At 71.6% G+C, this 22,133-nt stretch carries 18 protein-coding genes; 9 read left to right on the forward strand and 9 right to left on the reverse strand.

The annotated features are described in order from the left end of the window. Nucleotides 1-137: 137 nt before the first annotated feature. Nucleotides 138-1,880, reverse strand: coding sequence for a type I secretion system permease/ATPase (locus tag IC63_RS10855; RefSeq protein WP_036720198.1), 1,743 nt, complete (start codon nucleotides 1,878-1,880; stop codon nucleotides 138-140). Nucleotides 1,881-2,078: 198 nt separating this feature from the next. Here IC63_RS10855 and IC63_RS10860 point away from each other — a divergent pair, with 198 nt between their 5' ends. Then, nucleotides 2,079-2,831 (forward strand): MlaA family lipoprotein, encoded by a 753-nt coding sequence (locus IC63_RS10860; RefSeq protein WP_036720201.1) that lies wholly within the window; start codon nucleotides 2,079-2,081, stop codon nucleotides 2,829-2,831. After that, complete coding sequence (locus tag IC63_RS10865) at nucleotides 2,821-3,417, forward strand: MlaC/ttg2D family ABC transporter substrate-binding protein (protein ID WP_036720203.1); 597 nt, start codon at nucleotides 2,821-2,823, stop codon at nucleotides 3,415-3,417. The genes IC63_RS10860 and IC63_RS10865 overlap by 11 nt, the downstream gene beginning before the upstream one ends. 176 nt (nucleotides 3,418-3,593) lie before the next feature. On the opposite strand, the gene IC63_RS10870 is transcribed toward IC63_RS10865, so the two are convergent. After that, entirely contained in the window at nucleotides 3,594-5,939 is a 2,346-nt protein-coding gene (locus tag IC63_RS10870) for a transglycosylase domain-containing protein (RefSeq protein ID WP_156965445.1), read from the reverse strand. Nucleotides 5,940-6,321: 382 nt separating this feature from the next. Here IC63_RS10870 and IC63_RS10875 point away from each other — a divergent pair, with 382 nt between their 5' ends. Continuing rightward, nucleotides 6,322-7,647 (forward strand): ammonium transporter, encoded by a 1,326-nt coding sequence (locus IC63_RS10875; RefSeq protein WP_036720211.1) that lies wholly within the window; start codon nucleotides 6,322-6,324, stop codon nucleotides 7,645-7,647. Between the two features lie 54 nt (nucleotides 7,648-7,701). On the opposite strand, the gene IC63_RS10880 is transcribed toward IC63_RS10875, so the two are convergent. Further along, a complete protein-coding gene (locus IC63_RS10880) occupies nucleotides 7,702-8,703 on the reverse strand; it encodes a polyprenyl synthetase family protein (RefSeq protein WP_036720212.1) in 1,002 nt (333 codons plus the stop codon). A 72-nt stretch (nucleotides 8,704-8,775) separates the two neighbouring features. On the opposite strand from IC63_RS10880, the gene IC63_RS10885 reads away from it, so the two are divergent. The 3 genes from IC63_RS10885 to IC63_RS17510 are packed head-to-tail and all read left to right on the forward strand — an operon-like array spanning nucleotide 8,776 to nucleotide 9,960. Next, nucleotides 8,776-8,982: a putative signal transducing protein gene (locus IC63_RS10885; protein WP_036720213.1), complete on the forward strand. Its 207-nt coding sequence runs from the start codon at nucleotides 8,776-8,778 to the stop codon at nucleotides 8,980-8,982. Further along, entirely contained in the window at nucleotides 8,979-9,737 is a 759-nt protein-coding gene (locus tag IC63_RS10890) for a tRNA1(Val) (adenine(37)-N6)-methyltransferase (RefSeq protein ID WP_036720215.1), read from the forward strand. The genes IC63_RS10885 and IC63_RS10890 overlap by 4 nt, the downstream gene beginning before the upstream one ends. Nucleotides 9,738-9,795: 58 nt before the next feature. Continuing rightward, a complete protein-coding gene (locus IC63_RS17510) occupies nucleotides 9,796-9,960 on the forward strand; it encodes a YdcH family protein (RefSeq protein ID WP_084115758.1) in 165 nt (54 codons plus the stop codon). A gap of 175 nt (nucleotides 9,961-10,135) precedes the next feature. Here the strand turns inward: IC63_RS17510 and phbB are convergent, their stop codons facing one another. Beyond that, nucleotides 10,136-10,861: an acetoacetyl-CoA reductase gene (gene phbB, locus IC63_RS10895; RefSeq protein ID WP_036720216.1), complete on the reverse strand. Its 726-nt coding sequence runs from the start codon at nucleotides 10,859-10,861 to the stop codon at nucleotides 10,136-10,138. Nucleotides 10,862-11,079: 218 nt separating this feature from the next. Here phbB and exbB point away from each other — a divergent pair, with 218 nt between their 5' ends. The 3 genes from exbB to IC63_RS10910 are packed head-to-tail and all read left to right on the forward strand — an operon-like array spanning nucleotide 11,080 to nucleotide 13,478. Next, entirely contained in the window at nucleotides 11,080-11,856 is a 777-nt protein-coding gene (gene exbB / locus IC63_RS10900) for a tonB-system energizer ExbB (protein ID WP_052042119.1), read from the forward strand. 3 nt (nucleotides 11,857-11,859) lie between these two features. Beyond that, the gene (gene exbD / locus IC63_RS10905; protein ID WP_052042121.1) at nucleotides 11,860-12,402 is read left to right on the forward strand and encodes a TonB system transport protein ExbD; all 543 of its coding nucleotides are present in this window, start codon (nucleotides 11,860-11,862) and stop codon (nucleotides 12,400-12,402) included. 2 nt (nucleotides 12,403-12,404) lie between these two features. After that, nucleotides 12,405-13,478 (forward strand): TonB family protein, encoded by a 1,074-nt coding sequence (locus IC63_RS10910; protein WP_036720220.1) that lies wholly within the window; start codon nucleotides 12,405-12,407, stop codon nucleotides 13,476-13,478. Nucleotides 13,479-13,522: 44 nt separating this feature from the next. Here IC63_RS10910 and IC63_RS10915 read toward each other — a convergent pair whose 3' ends face one another. The 5 genes from IC63_RS10915 to IC63_RS18485 form a co-directional block, all read right to left on the reverse strand. Continuing rightward, the gene (locus IC63_RS10915) at nucleotides 13,523-14,668 is read right to left on the reverse strand and encodes an alpha-D-ribose 1-methylphosphonate 5-triphosphate diphosphatase (RefSeq protein ID WP_036720223.1); all 1,146 of its coding nucleotides are present in this window, start codon (nucleotides 14,666-14,668) and stop codon (nucleotides 13,523-13,525) included. Nucleotides 14,669-14,875: 207 nt separating this feature from the next. Further along, on the reverse strand, nucleotides 14,876-16,558 hold the full coding sequence (locus IC63_RS10920) for an FAD/NAD(P)-binding protein (protein ID WP_084115760.1): 1,683 nt from the start codon (nucleotides 16,556-16,558) through the stop codon (nucleotides 14,876-14,878). Further along, nucleotides 16,555-18,939: a glycosyltransferase family 4 protein gene (locus IC63_RS10925; protein ID WP_084115762.1), complete on the reverse strand. Its 2,385-nt coding sequence runs from the start codon at nucleotides 18,937-18,939 to the stop codon at nucleotides 16,555-16,557. Before IC63_RS10925 ends, IC63_RS10920 begins: the two co-directional genes overlap by 4 nt. After that, the gene (locus IC63_RS18480; RefSeq protein WP_198026301.1) at nucleotides 18,932-19,918 is read right to left on the reverse strand and encodes a zinc-dependent alcohol dehydrogenase; all 987 of its coding nucleotides are present in this window, start codon (nucleotides 19,916-19,918) and stop codon (nucleotides 18,932-18,934) included. The genes IC63_RS10925 and IC63_RS18480 overlap by 8 nt, the downstream gene beginning before the upstream one ends. 124 nt (nucleotides 19,919-20,042) lie before the next feature. Then, the gene (locus tag IC63_RS18485) at nucleotides 20,043-22,127 is read right to left on the reverse strand and encodes a glycosyltransferase (protein ID WP_198026302.1); all 2,085 of its coding nucleotides are present in this window, start codon (nucleotides 22,125-22,127) and stop codon (nucleotides 20,043-20,045) included. Between the last annotated feature and the right edge of the window lie 6 nt (nucleotides 22,128-22,133).

The following is a 22,133-nucleotide window of genomic DNA, read 5'->3' on the forward strand; positions in this document are numbered from 1 at the left end:
CTCCTGCACCGGGGGCGGGGCAGGCGGCGTGCGGCGGCTGAAGGCGCGCGGCGGCGCCCCCGATTCGGCCAGCGAGGCGACGGGCGCCGGGCGGGGGCTGATCGCGCCGCCCGGCGCGCCGGGAGTGGGGCCGGCGGTCATGTCACGCCTCCGCCGGCGCCCTTGGCGCGGTTGATCGTCTCGGCGTTCCGGACCGTCGAGCGCAGCACCTCGTCGCGCGGGCCAAAGGCGCGGCGCATCCCCTGTTCCATCACCAGCAGCAACTCGCATTCGGCAATCGCGGCGGGGCGGTGGGCCATGATGATGACCGCGCCGCCGCGCGCCTTGATGGCGCGGATCGCGAGGTTCAGCGCCTCGGACCCTTCGTTGTCGAGGTTCGAGTTCGGCTCGTCCAGGACGAACAGCACCGGGTCCTCGTACAGCGCCCGCGCCAGCCCGACGCGCTGGATCTGTCCGCCCGACAGTCGCGCGCCGGCCTGCGACAGCGGCGTGTCATAGCCCTGCGGCAGGTCGAGGATCATGCGGTGCGCGGCGGCCGCCGTCGCCGCGCGCACCACCGCGTCGGGATCGGGGCGGGGCGACAGCCGGGCGATGTTTTCGGCGATGGTGCCGTCGAACAGCGTCACCTGCTGCGGCAGATAGCCGATCAGCCGGCCGAGCACGTCGGGGTCGTATTGTTCCAGCGTGGCGCCATCCAGCCGGATCGAGCCGCCCGCCGGCGGCCACGCCCCGATCAGCGCCCGGGCGAGCGTCGATTTCCCCGCCCCCGACGGCCCGATCACGCCAAGCGCCTGTCCCGGGCCCAGCGAAAAGCTGACCCCGCGCAGCGTCGGCGCGCTTTGCCCCGGCGGGATCACCGACAGGTTCGCCACCTCGAGCCGCGCCGCGGGGCGGGGCAGCGGCGTGCGCTGCGGCTGCGGCGGCCGGCGGCTCAGCAGGTTGCCGAGCCGGGTCCAGCCGTCCTGCGCCCGCTGCACCGCCTGCCAGCCGCCGACGATCTGTTCGACCGGCGCAAGCGCCCGGCCCATCAGGATCGAGCTGGCGATCATCGCCCCCGGCGTCACCTCGTTGCGCAGCACGAGCCACGCGCCGGCGGCCAGCAGCGCCGATTGCAGGAACAGCCGGAAGGTCCGGGAAAAGACCGAGAAGGTGGACCCGCGATCGGTGCCGCGCATGGTCGCATCGGCCATCCGCTCGCGCGATCCCCGCCAGCGCAGGAAGGTCGCCTGCCGCATCCCTAGGGCGCCGATCAGCTCGCCCTCGTCGCGGTAGAGGTCGGCGGCGCGGTCGGCGGTCTGGCCGGCGATCATGGCGTCCTGCAGCGGCCTTCGGGTCAGGGACTGGTTCAGCCAGGTGGTGATGACCAGCAGCAGCCCGCCGATGGTGGCGACCACCCCCAGCACCGGATGAAAGAGATACAGCCCCGCCAGGAACACCGGCGCCCAGGGCAGGTCGAACAGCGCCATCAGGACGGGGGAGGCCATCAGCTGGCGCACCGCCTCGAGATCGCGCAGGCCGCCCTGGGCCGCGTGGGCCTGGCCGGTCGCGACGCCTTCGGCCAGCGCGGCCTGAAAGACGCGCGATTCCAGCCGGTCCTGGAACCGCATCGCCACCCGCGCCATCACCCGGCCGCGGGCGAGGTCGATCAGGCCCATCATCGCGAACAGGAACGCCACCAGCGCGAACAGCGCCGCCAGCGTCGGCACCGACCGGCTGCCCAGCACCCGGTCATAGACCTGCATCATGAACAGCGGCCCGGTCAGGTTCAGCAGGTTCACGGCGACCGAGAACACGGCCACCGCCATGACCAGCCCCAGGTTGCCGCCCCGCGCCGCGCGCAGTTCGGCAAACCCGTCGTGACGTCCCGGCGCCAGTGCCATGCGTTCCCGTTCCTGCGCGGCGAGATGCCGCCTTGTCCCATTCCCCGGCAGAACGCCGGTTGCCCCACGGCCTGCCCGTGTCTATCCCATCCCGAACCGTTCAAACAGACCCGGATGCCACCGGCCCCCCTGTTTGGGATCGGCCCCCGGAATCACGCGGCCCGCCCAGCATCGCCGCAAACCGTTAAGGAGACGTTCATGCGCCTTGCCGGAGCGATCCTGCTCGTGTCCCTCGCCGGCTGCGCCAGCGCGCCGCCGGGCGAGATCGCCGATCCCTACGAGCCGATGAACCGGCAGGTCCATGCGTTCAACAAGTCGCTGGACGCCAACCTGTTGCGGCCGGTGGCGCGGATGGCGCGGCTTGGCGATGGGGCAAAGGCACCCGCCGAGCCGTGGACCAAGCCCTATCCGCAAGGCCCCGGCGCGATCGGGATAGTCGGCAACTTCGGGTCGAATCTGTCGCTGCCGGGCAAGGTGGTGAACAGCCTGCTGCAGGGGCGTCCGCAGCCGGCCTGGCAGAACACGGCCCGGTTCCTGGTCAACTCGACCCTTGGCCTTGCGGGCGTCTTCGACCCTGCCGGCGAGGAATTCGCGCTGACCGAGGTCGATACCGACTTTGGCGAGACGCTGCATGTCTGGGGGGTTCCCTCGGGCGCTTATCTGGAACTGCCGGTGCTGGGGCCGTCGACGGAACGCGACCTGGCCGGCAAGATCGTCGATTTCGTGCTGATCGACCCGCTGGACAACGTGCTGACCGACGAACAGAAGCTGGCGGGCACAGCCGCTCGCGTCGTCTCAAAAGCGGGTGAGCGGGCGCAATTCGGCTCGACGGTGGACTCGGTTCTGCACGACAGTGCCGACAGCTATGCCCAGACGCGGCTCTTGTACACGCAGCACCGGCGGTACGAGCTGAAGCAGGAAGAGGACGTCATTGACCCATATGCCGATTAACACCCGCCGCGGGTTCCTGGGGCTGATGGCCGCGGGCACCTGCCTTGCGGTCACCCCCGCCCGCGCCATGACGGCCGACACCGCCACCGCGGCGATCCAGCGCGCCGTGGACGAGGTCTTCGCGATCATCAATTCCGGCGCCGCCCCGGCGCAGATGTACCAGCAGTTCGAGGGCGTCTTCGCTCGCCACGCCGACGTCGCGGCGATCGCGCGTTCGGCGCTGGGGCCGGCGGCGCGAGAGGTGGACCAGGCGACCTTCGCCCAGTTCCGCACCGCCATGTCGGGCTATATCTCGCGCAAATACGGCAAGCGGTTCCGCGAGTTCATCGGCTCCAGGATCGAGGTCGGGGGCGCCCGGCAGGTGAAGTCGTTCTGGTCGGTCGGCTCGACCGCCTATCTGAACGGCCGCAGCCCGATGCAGGTGGAATGGCACGTCTCGGACAAGACCGGGCAGCCGCGGTTCTTCAACCTCATCATCGAGGGCGTCAACATGCTCGCATCGGAACGCGAGGAGATCCGCGCCATGCTGGCCCGCCGCAAGGGCGACGTGCGGGCGGTGATCGCGGACCTGCAGCACGCCGGCTGACGCCGGTCCGGCGCCGAACCGGAAAGCCCCGTCAGTTGGCGGGGCTTTTGCATGTCGGGATCAGTTCAGGCCGGGAATGGCCCCCAGCGCCTGCGACAGCGCGTCGCCGGCCGGCTGGGCCGAGGCGGGCTGGGGGGCGAGATCAGCCGGGGCGGCCTGCGACGACCTGGGATCGTTCAGCGCATCGGCCAGGGCGGCGTCGATCGCGGCCGATTCCTCGGCGCTGCGGCCGCCACCGTCTCGGCCAGGGCCGCACCCAGCGCGTCGGGCTGGCCGTCGGCGCCGGTGGTGACGACGGGGCGTTCGGCGCCGATCTCGACCGAGCTGGCCTGGCCCTCGACCACCGGCTGCGCGGCCGAGATCGCCTCGGCCAGCGCCGCCGCCAGCGGATCGTCCGAATCGGCGGACACGATGTCGCTGGCGGAAATGACGCTGCCGGCGGCGTTGGGCGCGATAACGCCCAGCGGCAGGGCGGGCAGGCCCTGGTGGATCTCGGTCATCACCGCCTGCCAGATTTCCGCCGGCAGGCCGCCGCCGGTCACGTCCTTCAGCGGCGTGTTGTCGTCATAGCCCATCCAGACGCCGGTCACGTATTGCTCGGTAAAGCCGATGAACCAGGCGTCGCGATAGGACGAGGTGGTGCCGGTCTTGCCCGCCGCCTCGCGCCCCTCCAGCCGGGCGCGGGTGCCGGTGCCCTTCTCGATCACCTGCTTCATCATCCAGATCAGCTCGGACGCGGCCTTGGGCGAGATCACCCGCTGCCCCATCCCGCCGGCCTGCCCGATCAGCGGCTTGTCGTCGCCCTTGATGCGCAGCTCGACCAACCCATAGGGGCGCACGGCGGTGCCGCCGTTGCGGATGCCGGCATAGGCGCCGGTCATTTCCAGCAGCGTGGTTTCCGACACCCCCAACCCCAGCGACGGCCCCGAGGCGAGGTCATGGGCAAAGCCGAAATCCTGCGCCACGCGGCGCACGTTGTCGCGGCCCACCGCCTCTTGCAGGCGGATCGTCGAGGTATTGATCGACTTGGTCAGCGCCGTGGTCAGGGTGATCTCGCCCAGGTAGTTGCGGGTATAGTTCTTGGGCGACCACGGCTTGGCCCCCTTGATCCGGAACGTGATTGGCGCGTCCATGATCGTATCGTTGGGGGTAAAGCCCTGATCCAGCGCCGCGGCATAGACGAAGGGCTTGAAGGACGATCCGGTCTGCCGCTTGGCCTGGGTCGCCCGGTTGAAGCTGCCGGCGAGTCCGGCCGGATCGCGTCCGCCAATCATCGCCCGCACCGCGCCGTCCGCCGACATGACCACCACTGCCGCCTGCGCCTTGGACCCCGGCGCGACCTTTTCTTCAAAGATGCGGGCCAGCGCGCGTTCGGCCTGACGCTGCATGGTCTGGTCGAAGGTCGTCTTGATCGTCACATCCTCGGTCGTTTCGCTGGTCAGGAAGCCGGGGCCGGATTCCATCACCCAGTCGGCGAAATACCCGCCCGCGCGGGCCGCCGCGGCCTTGGACAGCACCGCCGGATGCGCCTTCGCCTCGGCGAACTGGGCGTCGTCCAGATAGCCCTGGTCGTGCATCAGCCCCAGGATCACGCTGGCCCGGTCCTGCGCCCGCTGCAGGTTCGAGGTCGGCGAGAAATAGCTGGGCGCCTTCAGAAGCCCGGCCAGCATCGCGGCCTCGGACGCGGTGACCTCGGAGGCGGGCTTGCCGAAATAGCGCTGGCTCGCCGCCTCGAACCCGCGGGCGCCGGCGCCCAGGTAGCTGCGGTTCATGTAGATGTTGAGAATCTCGTCCTTGGAATACTTGGTTTCCAGGGCCAGCGAGTAGGGCACTTCCTTGACCTTGCGCCACAGCGAGGACTTGCGGCAGTCGGCCTCGTAATCTGCCTCGGACTTCCACTTGATGGGGTCGAACTGTTCGCCGAGGCACAACAGCTTGCTGACCTGCTGGGTGATCGTGGACCCGCCATTGCCTTCCAGCGGGCCGCGGCCCTCGGCCATGTTGATCTTGACGGCGCTGGCGATGCCGCGCGGATCGACGCCCAGGTGGCTGTAGAAGCGCTTGTCCTCGGTCGCGATGACGGCGTTGCGCAGGATCGGCGCGATCTGGTCGTCGCCGGCGGTGTTGTAGGTTTCCCCGCGCCAGGCAAAGACCCTCCCGTCGCGGTCCAGCATGGTGACCGACCCGCGGGCGCGGCCGTCGAACAGCGCCTGCGCCTGCGGCAGGCTGGAATAGTAAAAGGCCGTCGCCAGCCCGAGGATCAGCAGCAGGGTGGCGGCGGTGCGCCAGAACGATCCCCAGACGATCCGCCAGAACAGCGAGAACGCGCCGCTGACCCCGCGGGTGACGACGTTGCCGCGGCGCGCCGGGCGCACGGGCTGCGCGGCGCTGCGGCGCTGCGCCTGTTGCGGCGGCAGTCCGCCGCCTGTGGACGCAGGGCCTGCCCCGGTGGGGTCATAGCGCTTGTCGGCGACGATGCGCCGGGCCTGATCGGGGCGCCGGGGCCGGTCGGATTTCTGCATGTGCCTGTATCCCGAGGCCGTTCTGCGGCCGTTCTGCCGTCCTTGATACATGAGCGCGGCCCGCTTGAGAACATCCGCCGGGCCCGCTGACCCAGTCGTGACCTGCCGAAATGCAGGGCATTGGCGCGAAATACTGCCTGCCCCGCAGGCAGTCCGGGGTTCGGTTCCGCCGAGGCCGCCGCAACTCTGGACGATCGCCGCCCCGCCCGGCGTCAGTCGGCGCATGGCGTTGCCGCACCGCGGCGCGCGCGACCGAGACAGCCAGAGGACCCTCCCGATGATCCAGCCCATCCCCCGCCCGCACCCGTGCCCGCATCCGGTGGATGCCGCGACCGGGCGCCTTGCGCCGACCCCGGCCGCCCGTTACGCGCCCGGGCCGTGGATGGCGGCCGGGGCCGCCGCCGCGCTGGCAGCGGTCATGGCGGCGCATCCCGCGCTGGCCCAGACCGCCCCCGAGGCGCCCGTGGTCGTCGAAGCCGCCGCCCCCGTCCTGAATACCGGCGACACCACCTGGGTGATGGTCTCGGCGATCCTGGTGATGATGATGACGGTGCCGGGGCTGGCGCTGTTCTATGGCGGGCTGGTGCGGTCCAAGAACATGCTGTCGGTGCTGATGCAGGTGCTGAGCGTGTTCTGCATCATGGCGCTGCTGTGGGTGATCTTCGGCTATTCGCTGGCCTTCACCGGCGGCGAGGGCGGCGGCCTTGCGCCGTTCATCGGCACGCTGTCGCGGACGTTCCTGGGCGGGGTCGGCGTCGACAGCCTGTCGGGCACGGTGCCCGAATACGCCTTCATCGCCTTCCAGATGGCCTTCGCCTGCATCGCCGCCGCCCTGATCGTCGGCGCCACGGTCGAGCGGATGAAGTTCGCCGCCGTGCTGATGTTCTGCACCATCTGGTTCGTGCTGTCCTACCTGCCGATCTGTCACATGGTCTGGCAGCCGGGCGGCTATCTGTTCGCCCACGGGGCGCTGGACTTTGCCGGCGGCACCGTCATCCACATCAACGCCGGCGTCGCCGGGCTGATCGCGGCCTGGGTCGCCGGGCCGCGGGTCGGCTATGGGCGAGAGCTGATGGCGCCGCACAACCTGACCTTCACCTTCATCGGCGCGGCGCTGCTGTGGATCGGCTGGTTCGGTTTCAACGCCGGCTCGGCGCTGGGCGCGAACGGGGTGGCGGCGCTGGCGCTGGTCAACACCGTCGTCGCCACCGCGGCCGCGGCGCTGGCCTGGGCCTTCGGCGAATGGGCGATGCGCGGCCACCCCTCGCTGCTGGGCGGGGTGTCGGGCGCCATCGCGGGGCTGGTCGGCGTGACCCCGGCCGCGGGCTTCGTGGGCCCGATGGGCGCGATCGCCATCGGGCTGATCTGCGGGCTGGCCTGCATGTGGTTCGTGGTCACGATGAAGTCGCGCATCGGCATCGACGACAGCCTGGACGTGTTCGGCATCCACGGCCTCGGCGGCATCATCGGCGCCGTCCTGACCGGCATCTTCGTCTTTCCGGCGCTGGGCGGGCGCGGGGTCGAGGTGACGATGGGCGAACAGCTTTACGTGCAGGTGCTGGGCGTGGTCATCGCCATCCTGTGGTCGGCGGTGGTGTCCTTCGTCGCTATCCACCTCGTCAAGGCGGTGATCGGGCTGCGCGTGCAGACCAGCGACGAGCGGCAGGGGCTGGACCTCATCACCCACGGCGAGAACGCCTATAACTGACGGCACGCGCCGCGACAGGGGCCCGGCCGCGCGCCGGGCCTTTTGCGTGCCCGTTCAGGCCACGCGGGCGACCACGAAATCCGCCAGATCGGACAGCAGCACCCGGATCTCGCCCTGGGGCAGCGCGCTCAGCGCCGACTTCGCCCGCCCCGCCCAGTCCAGCGCGTCGGCGCGGGCCGCGTCGATGGCGTTGTGCCGGGCGAGAATCGCCAGCGCCTCGTCCAGATCGCCGTCGCGCTGGTCGCCCTTCTCGATGGTCCGCTGCCAGAATGCGCGCTCGGCCTGATCGGCCGCGGCCAGCGCCTTGATGACCGGCAGGGTCAGCTTGCGTTCGCGGAAATCGTCGCCGGTGTTCTTGCCGATCGTCTCGGTGGTGCCGGAATAGTCGAGGATGTCGTCCACGATCTGGAACGCGATGCCCAGCGCGTCGCCGTAATCGAAGAACGCCCGCACCTGCGCGGCGTCGCCGCCGGCGATCACGCCGCCGACCTCGGTCGCGGCGGAAAACAGCGCCGCGGTCTTGCCGCGCACGACCTGCAGATAGATGTCCTCGGTCGTCGCCAGGTCCTGCGCCGCGGTCAGCTGCAGCACCTCGCCCTCGGCGATGGTGGCCGAGGCGCTGGCCAGGATCTCCATCACCCGCATCGAGCCGGTCTCGGTCATCAGCTGGAAGCTGCGGGCAAAGAGATAGTCGCCGACCAGCACCGAGGACTTGTTGTCCCACAAGAGGTTCGCGGTCGGCCGGCCGCGGCGCTGGCGGCTTTCGTCGACCACGTCGTCATGCAGCAGCGTCGCGGTGTGGATGAATTCCACCGTTGCCGCCAGCAGCTGGTGATGGGTGCCCTCATAGCCCAGCAGCCGCGCCGCGGCGATGGTCAGCAGCGGGCGGACGCGCTTGCCGCCGGCCTCGATCAGATGCGCGGTCACCTCGGGGATGCGGGGGGCATGGCGGCTTTCCATGCGGGTGCGGATCAGCGCGTTCACCGCGTCCATGTCGGCGGCCAGCAGCCCGGCCAGCCGGTCCAGCGGTTTCGCGACGTTCTCGTTGATACCCATGGCGCACCCCTTCGCGCGCAGCCATTGCCACGCCGTGGACAGTTTCGCAACCGCGCCCTAGCCTTCGGCGCCATGAAGGAAGTGCTGCGCACCACCGATCCGCTGACCCTCGTCCGGGCGATGGACCTGCTGCGGTCCGAAGGGATCGTCAGTTTCGAATTCGACCGGCACATGAGCGTGCTGGAAGGCTCGATCGGCATCCTGCCGCGACGGCTGATGGTCGCCGACCGGGATCATTTCATGGCCAGCGCGATCCTGCGCGACAACGGCATCGGATGAGTGCCACCCGCGACGATGCGTTCCTCGGCGGCCGGCTGACCCTGCGCCAGCCCGCCCGCGGCTATCGCGCCGGGGCGGACGCGGTGATGCTGGCCGCGGCCTGTCCGGCGCAGCCGGGCCAGCGGGTGCTGGAACTGGGTTGCGGCGCGGGGGTGGCGCTGTTCTGCCTGGGCGCGCGGGTCCGGGGCCTGTCGCTGACCGGACTGGAACGCCAGCCGGCGCTGGCCGATCTGGCGCGCCACAACGCCGCGGCGACCGGGACGAGCGCGCGAATCATCTCGGGCGACCTGTCGGCCATGCCGCCCGAGCTGCGGGCCCAGAGCTTCGATCACGTCATCGCCAACCCGCCCTTTTTCGCCGCCGGCACCCCCGCCCCCGACGCCGCCCGTGCCGCCGCGCGGCACGAGGACACGCCGCTGGCCGACTGGATCGACGCAGGCCTGCGCCGGCTTGCCCCGTCGGGCACGCTGACGCTGATCCACCGGGCCGAGGCGCTGGGCCGCATCCTCGGGGCGGTCGAGGGCAGGGCAGGTGGCATCGCCGTCCTGCCCGTGACGTCGCGTCACGGCCACCCGGCGGGGCGGGTGATCGTGGCGGCGCGCAAGGGGGCGCGGGCGCCGCTGCGGCTGCTTTCCCCCTTCATCCTGCATGAAAAGCCGGCGCATGACCGGGACGCCGAGGACCTGACGCCCGCCGCGCAGGCAGTCCTTCGCCACGCCGCGGCGATCAACCTTGAATTGTCACGATTCGGGTGACAGCGGGATCGGAATGTGATGGACTTGTGACAGTCGACACCAGGAACAGGAGACCACGATGTCGGTTCAGTCGCATGTTGCGGAACTGCGCAAGAAGCACCAGCACCTGTCGGACGAAGTCGAACGCGCCCAGCGCATGCCGGGGTCCGACGACCTGAGCATCTCGACGATGAAAAAGGAAAAGCTGCGCCTTAAGGAAGAGATCGAGCGGCTGACTCACTGACCCATCCGGTCCACTGATACATCCGGCCACTGACCCACGTGGTCCTTGAGCCCGCCAACCCCGGCCCCCGCGGCCGGGGTTTTCGTTTGGCGGCGCGGGTGAATGCGAAACGGGCGGCCGAAGCCGCCCGTGCATGCCAGGGTGCGGGCCAGGCCGCCCCCGCGTCGCGGTGAAATCAGCCGAAGAACTGCGCCCCGTTGGCGCTGATCGTCGAGCCCGAGATGAAGCCCGCGTCGTCCGAGGCGAGGAACACGACGCAGCGCGCGATCTCTTCAGGCTCGCCCAGGCGGCCGACGGGGATCTGCGGGATGATGCGCTCGTTCAGCACCTTCTCGTCGATGGCGCGGACCATCTCGGTGCCGATATAGCCCGGTGCGACGACGTTGACGGTGATCCCGGCCCGCGCCCCTTCCTGCGCCAGCGCGCGGGTGAACCCGATGTCGCCGGCCTTGGCGGCGGAATAGTTGGCCTGGCCCGCCTGGCCCTTCTGCCCGTTCACCGACGAGATGTTGATGACCCGCCCGAACTTGCGGTCGCGCATCCCGTTCCAGACCCCGTGGGTCATGTTGAAGACCCCGGTGAGGTTGGTGTCGATGACCTCTTTCCACTGCTGCGGAGTCATCTTGTGGAACATGCCGTCGCGCGTGATGCCGGCGTTGTTCACCAGCACGTCGACCGGGCCCAGCTCGGCCTCGACCTGCTTGATGCCGGCGGCGCAGGCGTCATAGTCGGCGACCGACCACTTGTAGGTCTTGATGCCGGTTTCCTCGGTGAATGCCTTGGCGGCGTCGTCGTTGCCGGCATAATTCGCGGCGACCTCGTAGCCCGCCTCTTTCAGCGCCTTGGAAATCGCCGCGCCGATCCCGCGCGAGCCCCCCGTCACCAGTGCCACTTTTGTCATTCGTCCCCTCCCACGAGCTGAGTGAAATCCTGTTTCGTCCAAGACCTATTGCGAGAAAGATTATTACGCAAGAGCGGCTTGTCGAGATCGTTCCAACGCCGTCGCGCTGTGGCGACAGCCCCGGTCAGCGGCCCGGCCCGGGTATTGCCGCAGTATTTTTATAAGGATATAGGCCGGGCGACACAGACGACCCGTCGTCCCAGCCCAAGGATGCCCCGATGCCGTTTCCGCCGCGCCATTCCGCCGCTGTTGCCGGGGTCATCCTGCCTGCAGCCGCTGCCCCGGCGGCATGGGCGCAGGCCCTGGTTGCGCCAGAGACGCTGCCCCACGACCTGTCGCCGCTGGGCATGTTCCGGCAGGCCGATATCGTGGTCCAGGCGGTGATGCTGGGGCTGGCCTTTGCCTCGGTCGTCACCTGGACGGTGCTGGTCGTCAAGCTCATCGAGTTCGCCCTGGCGAGCGCCGCCCTGCGCCGCGGCGTGGGCCGGATCGAGGCCGCCGACACGCTGCGCGCGGCCCTCGCCGAGGCCGGCGGCAGCGGCGCCGATGCGCGGATGCTGCGGGCGGCCGCGCGCGAGCTGAACCGCTCGGCCGGGGGCGCCCGCCTGGGGGTGGGCGAGCGGGTGGCCTCGCACCTGGCGCAGGTCCAGGCCCGCGCGGCGCGGCAGATGGGGCGGGGCACCGGCCTTCTCGCCACGATCGGGGCGACGGCGCCCTTCGTCGGGCTGTTCGGCACGGTCTGGGGGATCATGAACAGCTTCATCGGGATCTCGCGGGCCCAGACGACGAACCTCGCCGTGGTGGCACCGGGCATCGCCGAGGCGCTGCTGGCGACCGCGCTGGGCCTGATCGCGGCGATCCCGGCGGTGGTGATCTACAACGTCTTCGCCCGCGCGATCGCCGGCTATCGCCTGCAGCTGGCCGAAGCGGCGGCCGGGGTGGAACGCCTGGTCAGCCGCGACCTGGACCGTGCCGCGGCCGGCGGGCGGGTCTGAGCGATGGCGGGCGGGTTGTTCGAGGACGGCGACGACCTGGCCGAGGCGCACGAGATCAACGTCACGCCCTTCATCGACGTGATGCTGGTGCTGCTGATCATCTTCATGGTGGCGGCGCCGCTGGCGACGGTCGACGTGAACGTGGACCTGCCGGTGTCGAACGCGCCGGTCTCGGGCCGCCCCGACACGCCGGTCTGGCTGTCGGTCGGCCCCGATCTGGGGCTGACGCAGGGCAACGACCCGGTTGCCCCCGATGCCCTTGCCGCCCGGCTGACCGCCGCGACCGGCGGCGATCCCGAGACCCGCATCTACCTGCGCGCCGACCGCTCGGTCGCCTATGGCGATCTGATGGGGGTGATGAACCGGCTGCGCGACGCAGGCTTCGCGCGGATTGCGCTGGTCGGGCTGGATTCGGCGAGCGCACCGCAGGACGCGGCGGGCGAGTCGGGCGAGGCGGGGCCTGCCCGGCTGCCCGGGGCGTCACCGGCTGTGCAGCTGGACGCGGCGCCGGGCGCGTTGCCTTTTCCCGTGAAGCCGGCGCCGTGAGGATGTGGCGGCCGGGGCGGCTGGCACTATGGGGCGCGGTGGGGGCCGTGGTCGCCTCGGCCCACGTCGCCGCGGCGGCCTGGGCGCTGCGCCAGCACGTCCCGGTCCTGCCCGCGCCCCCCGACGCCATCGAGATCGAGCTTGCGCCCCCCGCGGCGGTGCCGCCCGCCCCGGGCGCAGAGAGCGCGGGGGACGGGCCGGCCGCGGCCGCGGAAACCGCGGCGTCGCCGGCAGAGGAAACGTCATTCCCCGCGCCAGCGTCGCCCGCGGCGGACTTTTCTCCGCCCGCGCTCGAGCCGCTGCCGCCGCCCGACCTCACGGCCCTGGCTGCCCCGCTGTCGCACGATCCGGCCGCCCAGCCGCCGCCCTCAGACGTCGTGCCCCCGCCGATGCTGGCGCTGCCGCCCGCCGATTTCGCCGCTCTGGCGCCGAAGCCGCCGCGGAAGCGCCCGCAGCGCATCCTCGACCTGGCCCGCCAGCAGCGGGAGCCGCGGGCGGAGACCGAACGCCGCGCCGCTTCGGACAGCACAGACCCGCAGCCGAAAGCGGAGCGGAAGCAGGCCCAGTCGAAGACCGAACGGAAGCAGGCCCAGCCGAAGAGCCCCGCCCGCCAGACCGCGGCTGCGGAAGGCGGCGCCAAGCCCGCGGCCGCGAAGGACCCTCGCAAGCCCTCGGCCGCGCGGGGCGACGCCCGCAAGTCTGCCGGGCAAGGCGACTCCCGCCAGCCGCCGCGCGAGGCCCGGTCGGGCGGGGCGCAAGGCGGTGGCCGCGGTGCCCCCGCCGGCGGCAAGGCCGCCTCGGCCGGGCAGATGGCGTCCTGGGAAAGCCAGGTCAGGGGCCGGATCGCGGCGCATATGAACCGCACGAACGCGCCCGGCGTGCGCGGCACGGTCAGCGGCACGGTGCTGGTCACGATCCAGCCGAACGGACGGTTGAGCGCCCGGATCGTCACCGGCAGCGGCGATGCCCGCGCCGACGCGGCGCTGAAGCGGCAGGCCGCACGCCTGCCGCGCCTGCCCCCGCCGCCCGGAGGTCAGCCGGTCAGCGTCACCATCCCGTTCCGGATCAAACGCTGAGCGCCCCAGCACGCCGTCAGCCCGCCGCCGGGACCACCCCGCCCTCAGCCCACCTGCCGCCCGGCCGACCACACCCCGCGCAGGCGCGGCGTCCCGCCGACCTCGGCGATGCGGATCACGTCGGCGCGCAGTCCCGGGGCCAGCCGGCCGCGGTCGTCCAGCCCCGTCGCCCGCGCCGGGGTCGCGGTCACGGTCGCGACTGCGCGGGGCACGTCGCCCCAGATCTCGGCCAGCCGCCAGGCCGACAGCAGCAGGCTGGACGGGATGTAGTCCGACGAGACGATGTCCAATAGCCCGGCGCGGGCCAGGTCCTCGGCGGCGACGTTGCCGGAATGGCTGCCGCCGCGGATCAGGTTCGGGCCGCCGAGGATGGTCAGGATGCCCTTTGCGCGGCAGGCCTCGGCGGCCTCGCGCGTGGTGGGGAACTCTGCCAGCCTCGCGCCCAGCGCGGCGCTGCGGTCGACCTGCGCGGGCGTGGTGTCGTCGTGGCTGGCGATCACCGCGCCCAGCCGGCGGGCAAAGCCGATCGCGGCCGCCTCGTGCGCCGCGCCGACCCGCGCCCCGAGCGCGATCAGCCGCGCCACCTGCGCGTCGAACCTGGCGTCCGAGGTGCCGTATTTGCCTTGTTCGTATTCCTTGAGCCTGGACAGGTCGCGGAACTGCCGCTGGCCCGGCGTGTGGTCCATCAGGCTGACCAGCCGGACGCCGTGATCGGGGCCGAAGGCCTCCATCTCGGCGATCAGGGTTTCGGAACAGATTTCCACGCGCAGATGCAGAACGTGGCTGATCCGGGTCGCCCCCGCCCGGCTCATCGCATTGATTTCATTGGCAAGCGGCAGGGCATAGGGGGCATAGGCGGGATTGTCCGACCGGATCGACCCCACCCGCAGCGCGTCGAAGACGGTGGTGATCCCGACGCTCGCCAACTCTCCGTCATGGGCGAGGATCGCGGTGGCATGCGGCCAGTCCACGCCGGGGCGGGGCTGGATGTGGCGTTCCAGGTTGTCGGTGTGCAGCTCGATCAGCCCGGGCGCGAGGTGATCGCCGGCGCAGTCGATGGCGCCCGCCGGCACCGCCTCGCCCGGGGTGATCGCCGCGATCCGGCCGTCCGCCAGGGTGAGCGCCCCGCGCAGCACGCGGTCGGGCAGGATCAGACGGGCATTGGCAAGAACCGTGGTGGCGTTGGTCATGGCACCCGTCCGATGGCTGCAGGGAAGGCTGCCGTCGAGTTGGCGAGCGGGCCGGCATTGTCAATGGTGCTCGCGCGTGTGCCGACGGCAATAGGGCGCCGGGAGACCCGGCCGGGGACCGCTGCGGCCGGGTCGCCCCCGCGCCGATGCGGCGCCGCACTCGACAGGCGAGGCGCGCCGGAACCGCCCCAACCAGCCGTGAAGCGCCTAGACCGCGGGTTCCGCTGTGCGAGCCGCTTCTGCCGGGGCATGCCGCAGTCGCGGACGATGCTCTCCCGACCAGATCCGCCGCCGGCGGCGGCCCGAGGCGGCCGCCTCCTCCAGCACCGCGGCGCCGATCTGGGTGCCGATGTCGCAGGCGGCGGTGATCCCCTGCACGAAGGGCCGGTCGTGCATCAGATAGGGGATCGCCCCCATATAGACCCGCCCCTCATAGTCCGGCGCCCCCAGCAGGCGATAGGCGTCGTCCACGTCCAGCACCTCGACCCCCGCGGCGACCAGGCTGTCGCGCAGGGACGGGAAGGGCAGGTCCTCGGCTTCCAGCGGCTTCTGCCCCCGGGCGTCGATGAAGACGTCGAAGCGCAGCGAGTCGTCCTCGGTGCGGATGGTGGTGCCGCTGTCCGACTCCTCCATCTTCCAGTCGCTGCCGATGGCCCGCACCGACAGCAGGCCGGCATCGTGCAGGGCCAGCAGCCGGCGGATCGATTCCGGCGGGACGGCGGCGTAGTTGTCGACGAAGACCGGCTTCAGCGACGCCTCGAAGCGGTCGCGGTCGGTGTCCGACATCTGCTCGACCAGCTGCTCGACCTGCTCGTGCATGCGCAGGATTGCATAGCGCCACGGGACCGTGCGGCGGGCCTCGCGGTCGGCCTCGGCCTCGGCGAGGTTGCGGCGCGCCCAGTCGAAGGGGTCGGCCTCCCTGCGGGCCTTGAAGTAGCGGGACGGGAAATCCTCGGGCGTGGCGGAGCCGAGGTCCAGCGCCTCGGCATAGGCGGGGTCGGCCTGGGTCAGCTCGGCCCGGAACAAGTCGAACACCGCGTCCAGCAGGTCGTCGCGCCCCTCCAGCGCGGCCAGCGCCTCGGGGGTCATCACCGACAGCGGCTCGTAGGGGATCGGGCAGTAGAAATCCGCCTCGGGCAGAAGGCCGGCGCGCGACATCATGGTGATCGACAGCAGGGCGTCGCCCTCGGGTTCGGCGGGGTCGAACCGCAGCTGCTCGCCCCGGCGCTGGACAAAGCGGCCGTGCTGGGTGGCCACCGCCATCGCCGCGTCGATCGCGCTGAGCGAGGTGCCGAGGATGCCGACCGGGCAGGCCGGGACCACCGCATCGACCAGCCCCGACCACGGGCTGGGGAAATAGCGGCGGTTCTCGTCCTCGTCGGGGAAGGCGTGGCCGGTGGCGACGATGACCCGGTCGAAGTCGGCCTCGACCTCGCCCTGGTCGGTCAGCAGCCGCAGCCGCCCGTCGGGGCCGGGGCGGATGTCGGTCACCTCGGTGCGCTCGCGCAGCTCGACCTTGTGGCCCAGGGCCTCGGCCTGGTGGACCAGCGCGTTGAACTCGTCGCGGTAGTACCGGCCCAGCATCAGCCGCGGGGTGAAGTCGCGGTCGTCCAGGTCCTGCGGGTCGATGCCGTGGCTGCGCAGCAGCGCCTGAGTCTGGGCCCGCAGCCAGTCCAGATAGCTGCGGGTCACGGGCGGGATCTCGATGCTGGCGATGTTGGCCAGCATCACGGCGCTCGCGGTGTCGTCGGAATAGGGCATCCCGACGCCGGCATCGGCGCCCTTTTCGAACAGCCAGATGGTTACCGTTTCCGGGCTGCGGACGGTGGCCAGCGCCTTGAAGGCGTAGACCCCGGTCGGGCCGGTGCCGACGATGGCGATGGTGGTCATGCGACGCGTCCCTGCATGAAATGCTGAACCCGGTCGGCCAGCGGCCCGTGCACCGTGCGCGCCCCGGCCCCCGGATCGTGGCCGAGCAACCCATTCGGGCACAGCCGGTCGTCGTCCCAGCCAGGGTGGTTGGCGACCGGATAGAGGCAGATCCCCTCGACCCGCGCGCCGCGGCGGCGGGCGCGGACGGTCTCGGCCGCGACATAGTCGAACCAGGCGGCGCGGCGGGGGCCCTCGGTCCCGGTCTCGGCGATGACCAGCGGGCGGTCATAGCGGGCCGCGACCTCGACCAGCAGGTCCGAGAGCGGCCGGTAGATGACGTCGTCGACATCGATCGGCTTGCCGCCATGGATCCACTGGTTGTTGAAGTAGTAATTCACCCCGACCAGGTCGAGCAGCGAAGGATCGCCGCCGATCTGCGGCCACAGCCGGCCCGAGACCAGCTCGAACGCCTGGAACTGGGCGTCGTGCCAGCCATGCGCTTCCCACAGCGGCCGGCCGGTCCAGTGGGCGTGGTGGATGGCCAGCAGCGGCTCGGCCATCATCAGGCGGGCGCGCGGGTCGATGGCGCGCAGCTCGGTCGCGGCGGCGATGAAGGCGCGGGCCAGCTGGACCTTCAGCTCATAGCCGCGGCCGGCCGCAAAGGGGTTGAGATAGCGGGCGTCCCCGCCGGCCCAGGCGAAGAAGCTGATCTCGTTGACCGGGCACCAGACCGGCGCGGCGTCGGTCAGGCCCCGGACATGGCGCCCGACCGCGGCCGCGAAGGCGGCGAAGCGGTTGACGAAGGCTGGCGACCAGATGTCCAGGTTGTCGGGCCAGCCGTAATGCAGCAGGTCCCAGACCACCTGGGTGCCGCTGTCGCGGGCGGCCTCGACCATCGGGGTCAGGCTGGAAAAGTCATAGCGGCCGGGCGCGGTCTCGATCAGGTGCCAGCGCGCCGCGTCGCGGCAGGCGCGGATGCCCAACCCGGCAAGCTGGCGATAGTCCTGTGCCGCGTGGGTGTCGTGGCCGGTGCCAGCCAGCACGTCCAGCCGCCGCCCGTCGCGGCGCCGGTGGGTCGAGCTTTCCCAGCCGCCCAGCACGAAGCTGTCGAAGGTCGCGGGCGCCGGGGCGGGGGGGCGCTCGGCCAGCACCTCGTCGAACAGGCGCTGCCATTGCGGGACCACCACCTCGGCCGCGTAGGTGGCGACGACATGGGCGCGCAGCCCGTCCCCCAGGCGGCGGCGCAGCGCGGCGTCGTCCAGCAGGCGGCGGATCGCGGCGGCGACGGCGGCGGGGTCCTCGTGGGGGACGAACAGGCCAGTCTCGCCGTCGCGGATCTGTTGCAGGGCGCCATTGTCGGGGGTGGCGATGACCGGCAGCGCCGCGGCACCGGCCTCGGCGATGACGTGGGGCATCCCCTCGCCGCGGGACAGCCAGCAGAACATGTCCATCGCCGCCAGCAGGTCCGGCACGTCCGGGCGGTCGCCGGTGAAGATGATCCGGTCGCCCAGCGGCGCGGCCATCCGGCGCAGCTCGTCGGCATATTCGGGCATGAAGGCGTCGGGACCGCCGACGACCAGGAACCGCGCCCGCGGGTCCGGGATCGCCAGCGCCGCGGTGATGAAGTCCTCGACCCGCTTCTTGCGGTCCAGCCGGCCGACCCAGCCGACCAGCAGCGTGTCCGCGCTGACCCCCAGCGCTGCCCGCATCGGCCCGCGCGCGGCGGGGTCGAACTCGGCCAGGTCCACCATCGAGGGGATTTCCAGCGCATCGCCCGGCCGCTCCATCCGCCCCGCCGCCGCCGCGCGGATGCTGTCGCAGACGCCCACATAGCGCGCGGTGTGGTGCTTGGGCCCGGCCAGCGCCTCGCTGACCAGCCCACCATGTTCGATCAGCGGCGGGCGTAGGGCCAGACGGTCCAGCGCCGGATAGATGTCGGCCACGTTCTGCGACGAGATCACGATGTCCGCCCCGGCCAGTTTGCGGCGCAGATAGTCGATCGTGTCCTCGAAGCTGAGCGCATAGGCCGTCGTGTCCACGTGGACGCCCAGGGCGCGCAGTTGCTCATGGCTCTGGTCTGGCATCCCCTCCTTGCGGAAGCAGGGCAGCACCTCGATGCGGTAGCGGGCGCGGTCGAGCGTGCGAGCGAGCAGCCGCACCTCGGTTTCCTCGCCGCCCACCACCAGCCAGGCGAAGACCCACAGGATGCGGATCTTGCCGGCGTCGGGATGCGGCTCGGGGATCACCCCCGAGGCCAGCGCCGCCGCCGCTGCCCGGTCGTCCAGCTCGCGCTGGCTAAGGCCGGTCGCGCCGTGATGGCTCGGCTGCGTGTCGGTCGAGGCCGGCGCCTCGGTCAGCTGGACCAGTTCGGCTTCGGTGACGGGGCGATGCTCATTCATTGGCGAACACGATCTGCAGGAACTCGGGCCGGTCGGCGACCAGGTGGCGCAGGAAGCCCGGCGCCTCGTCATAGGGCACGACATGGGTGATCATGTGCTCGCGGATCAGGTCGCCCTCGGCCTCGAGCAGATGCAGCGTCTCTTGCGCCAGGCGCCGCTGGTCCCACGCATGGGCAACCGCGCGGGGCATCCGGTTGATCTGCGCGCAACGCAGGTTCAGGCCGTTGTGGTGGAACTCCTCGCCCAGCCGCAGCCCGTCGGCCCCGCCCTGGTAGAAGGCGAGGTCGATCACCGTCCCCTGCGGGCGCAGCGCCCGCAGCGCCAGGTTGAGGCTGTCCGAGCGGGCGCGGGTCTGGAACACGATCTCGGCCCCGCGGCCGCCGACCTTGTGGTGCCAGCGGGCCTTGGCGTGCCGCCAGGCGTCCTCCTCGCCCATCGCGTCGAAGCCCATCCGCCGGGCGAGGTCCTGCCGCCAGGGCGACGGGTCCACGACCACGATGTCCGAGGCCCCGCCGGCGCGCGCGAACAGCGCGCAGAACAGCCCCACCGTGCCGCCGCCCCAGACGAGGACCGGCCGGCCCTCGACGCCGGCGCCGAGGAAGGGGACCGCGGCGCCGAACTGCTCGGCGTCGGCGTGCAGGATGCCGTTCGCGGCGATCGGCCCCATCTGGGCCACGAAGATGCCCAGCATCGGGTCCACGCCCGGCGGAAGCTTCAGCAACAGGTCGTGGTCGGGGTTGGCGGTGTGGCCGGTCTTGTGGCCCCAGCTGGCCGCCACGACGTCGCCCCGTGCAAAGCCGTGGGCACGGCTGTCGCTGACCCGCCCGACCTCCATGTAGCCCAGGAAGTTGACCGGGAAATGCGCCGACGCCTCGCCGGGGATGAACACCCCGCGGTGATCGTCCCAGCGGGAATGCAGATAGGGGTTGGTCCCCTTCATGAAGGTCAGCTCGGTGCCCGCCGACAGGCCGGTATACATCAGGTCCAGCCGGACCTGCCCGTCGCCGGCCGGGCCTTCGTCATAGGCGAAGAAGAACGGCTCGCCCGGGCGTTCGATCCCGAGGCTGCGGATGCGGCGGTGCTGGTGGGGCAGGGTCGGGGCCTTACGCAGAGGCTTGACGAAAGATGGGCTGCGGGTTGGACCGCAGCACCTCCATCTTCACGAGGGCGCCGGCACCAGCCGATTGCGACACGGCGAGCGCCACGCGGTGGGTTTCCAGCGCCTCGGCATAGGGGCAGCGGATGCGGTTTTCCCTGCCCTGCACGGCCTCGATGAAGTCGCGGTCCTCGCGCCAGACCGGATCGCCCTCGGCGTGGCGCACCGGGCGGCCGCGGCCGACGTCGATCATGATGTCGTGGTCGGTGATCTCCATCGCCAGCGCGTCGGCAAAGACATGCAGGCCGACGCGGTGGTTCCAGCGCAGCAGGCAGGTGGCGGCGAGGTTGGCGATGGCGCCGCCGGCAAAGCGCAGCGTCGCGGTGGTCGCGGTCGGCACGGTCAGGCCGGGGAAATCGCCGCGGTCGCGGTGCGAGGACAGGCCGAACACCTCGGTCACGTCGCCGGCAAGGAACCGCGCGAGGTCGATGATGTGGGTGGCCTGTTCGACCACCTGCCCGCCCGAGGCATCCTCGCGCCACCACCATTCCGGCGGCGGGGTCTGGTCCAGCCAGAAGCCGGTCATCAGCTGCGCCGGGTTCTGGGCCAGCACGGCGCGGGCCTCGTCCACGGTGTCCAGATAGCGCCAGTGATAACCGACCGCGGTGATGAGGCCGGCGCGTTCGACCTCGGCCGCGATCTCTTCGGCGAGCGACAGGTCCAGCGACAGGGGCTTTTCGACGAAGAACGGCAGGCCGCGGGCGATGCAGGCGCGTTCGGCGTCACCGTGGGCAAAGGGCGGCACGCAGATATAGACAGCGTCCAACTCGACCGCGTCCAGCATCGCGGCGTGATCGGCAAACGCCTGGGCGCCGAAGCGGGCGGCGGCCTCGGCGGCGCGAGACTGGTCGGGGTCGGCGACGGCGACGATGCGGACGTCCTCCATCTGTTCCAGCACGCCGAAATGGCGGTGGGCGATGCCGCCCGCGCCGATGAAGCCCAGCCGTGTCGTCATGTTGTCGTTCCTTGGTCTGCCGCGCAGCACGGCGGCATAAAGCCGGGCGGTATCCTCGCCCATGCGGGTTGCGGTGTAGAAATCGTCATAGCGGGCGCGCTGGGTGGCGGCGGTGGCGGCGCGCGCGGCCGGGTCGTCCAGCGCCGCCGCCAGCGCCGCTGCCAGCGCGCGGGCGTCGCCCGGCGGCACCAGCCAGGGATGGTCCGGCCCCAGCGCCTCGACCACCCCGCCGATGCGGGTGGCGACCACCGGCAGGCGGGCGGCCATCGCTTCCAGCACGACCAGCGGCAGGCCCTCGAAATCCGAGGGCAGGACCAGCAGGTCCGCCGCGGCCATCAGCGCCGGTACGTCGTCGCGGGGGCCGAGGAAATCGACACCCCCCAGCCCCAGCCGGGCCACGCGGGCGCGGATCGCGGCCTCGCCCGGACCCGTGCCCACCAGTTGCAGGCGGGCGCCGGGGTGGGTGCGGCGCAGCCGGGCGAGGGCCGAGATCAGCAGCCTGTGGTTCTTCTGCGGCGTGAAGCGCGCCACGCAGAGCAGCGTCGGCGCGTCCGAGGCAAGGCGCGGCAGGTCCGCGGCGGCGATGCCGTTCGGGATGCAGGCCATCGGCAGCCGCGGCCCCGGCATCCCGGCCAGCGCCGCCCTCCAGCCATGCGCGGCGGCGCGGCTGACGGTGATGACGGCATCGACCTGCGCCACCATGCCCGCATAGGCCTCGCGCTGGTCGGGGCAGGTGATGAGCCACGGCAGATGCTCGGTGCGCACCACCGCCGCCCCGGCCGCGCGGGCGGTGGTGACGAGATCATGCCCCTCCCACCCGATGCCGGCATGGACGTGGACCAGATCGGCCCCGGCCAGCGCCGCCAGCCAGCCGTCCTCGGGCACCGCTACCGCGGCCAGCCCGGCGGCGACGGCCTCGGCGGCCAGCCGCGCGCCTGCGTCGTGGTCGGGAAACGCCAGCCGCACCGACAGGCCCGGCCGCCCGGCCAGCGCCGCGGCGAGGGTCAGCATGTGCCGCCCGACGCCCGAGGGATCGGGGCTGTCGGTCGCCAGCACGACAAAGGCAGGCGCGATCATCGGCGC

The organism is Paracoccus sphaerophysae, from assembly GCF_000763805.1.
GTDB classification, from domain to species: Bacteria; Pseudomonadota; Alphaproteobacteria; order Rhodobacterales; family Rhodobacteraceae; genus Paracoccus; species Paracoccus sphaerophysae.

Coding starts and splice junctions, on each gene's coding strand:
- IC63_RS10855 (WP_036720198.1), bottom strand. CDS start 1,880: ATGGCACTGGCGCCGGGACGTCACGACGGGTTTGCCGAACTGCGCGCG.
- IC63_RS10860 (WP_036720201.1), top strand. CDS start 2,079: ATGCGCCTTGCCGGAGCGATCCTGCTCGTGTCCCTCGCCGGCTGCGCC.
- IC63_RS10865 (WP_036720203.1), top strand. CDS start 2,821: ATGCCGATTAACACCCGCCGCGGGTTCCTGGGGCTGATGGCCGCGGGC.
- IC63_RS10870 (WP_156965445.1), bottom strand. CDS start 5,939: ATGCAGAAATCCGACCGGCCCCGGCGCCCCGATCAGGCCCGGCGCATC.
- IC63_RS10875 (WP_036720211.1), top strand. CDS start 6,322: ATGGCGGCCGGGGCCGCCGCCGCGCTGGCAGCGGTCATGGCGGCGCAT.
- IC63_RS10880 (WP_036720212.1), bottom strand. CDS start 8,703: ATGGGTATCAACGAGAACGTCGCGAAACCGCTGGACCGGCTGGCCGGG.
- IC63_RS10885 (WP_036720213.1), top strand. CDS start 8,776: ATGAAGGAAGTGCTGCGCACCACCGATCCGCTGACCCTCGTCCGGGCG.
- IC63_RS10890 (WP_036720215.1), top strand. CDS start 8,979: ATGAGTGCCACCCGCGACGATGCGTTCCTCGGCGGCCGGCTGACCCTG.
- IC63_RS17510 (WP_084115758.1), top strand. CDS start 9,796: ATGTCGGTTCAGTCGCATGTTGCGGAACTGCGCAAGAAGCACCAGCAC.
- phbB (WP_036720216.1), bottom strand. CDS start 10,861: ATGACAAAAGTGGCACTGGTGACGGGGGGCTCGCGCGGGATCGGCGCG.
- exbB (WP_052042119.1), top strand. CDS start 11,080: ATGCCGTTTCCGCCGCGCCATTCCGCCGCTGTTGCCGGGGTCATCCTG.
- exbD (WP_052042121.1), top strand. CDS start 11,860: ATGGCGGGCGGGTTGTTCGAGGACGGCGACGACCTGGCCGAGGCGCAC.
- IC63_RS10910 (WP_036720220.1), top strand. CDS start 12,405: ATGTGGCGGCCGGGGCGGCTGGCACTATGGGGCGCGGTGGGGGCCGTG.
- IC63_RS10915 (WP_036720223.1), bottom strand. CDS start 14,668: ATGACCAACGCCACCACGGTTCTTGCCAATGCCCGTCTGATCCTGCCC.
- IC63_RS10920 (WP_084115760.1), bottom strand. CDS start 16,558: ATGACCACCATCGCCATCGTCGGCACCGGCCCGACCGGGGTCTACGCC.
- IC63_RS10925 (WP_084115762.1), bottom strand. CDS start 18,939: ATGAATGAGCATCGCCCCGTCACCGAAGCCGAACTGGTCCAGCTGACC.
- IC63_RS18480 (WP_198026301.1), bottom strand. CDS start 19,918: ATGTATACCGGCCTGTCGGCGGGCACCGAGCTGACCTTCATGAAGGGG.
- IC63_RS18485 (WP_198026302.1), bottom strand. CDS start 22,127: ATGATCGCGCCTGCCTTTGTCGTGCTGGCGACCGACAGCCCCGATCCC.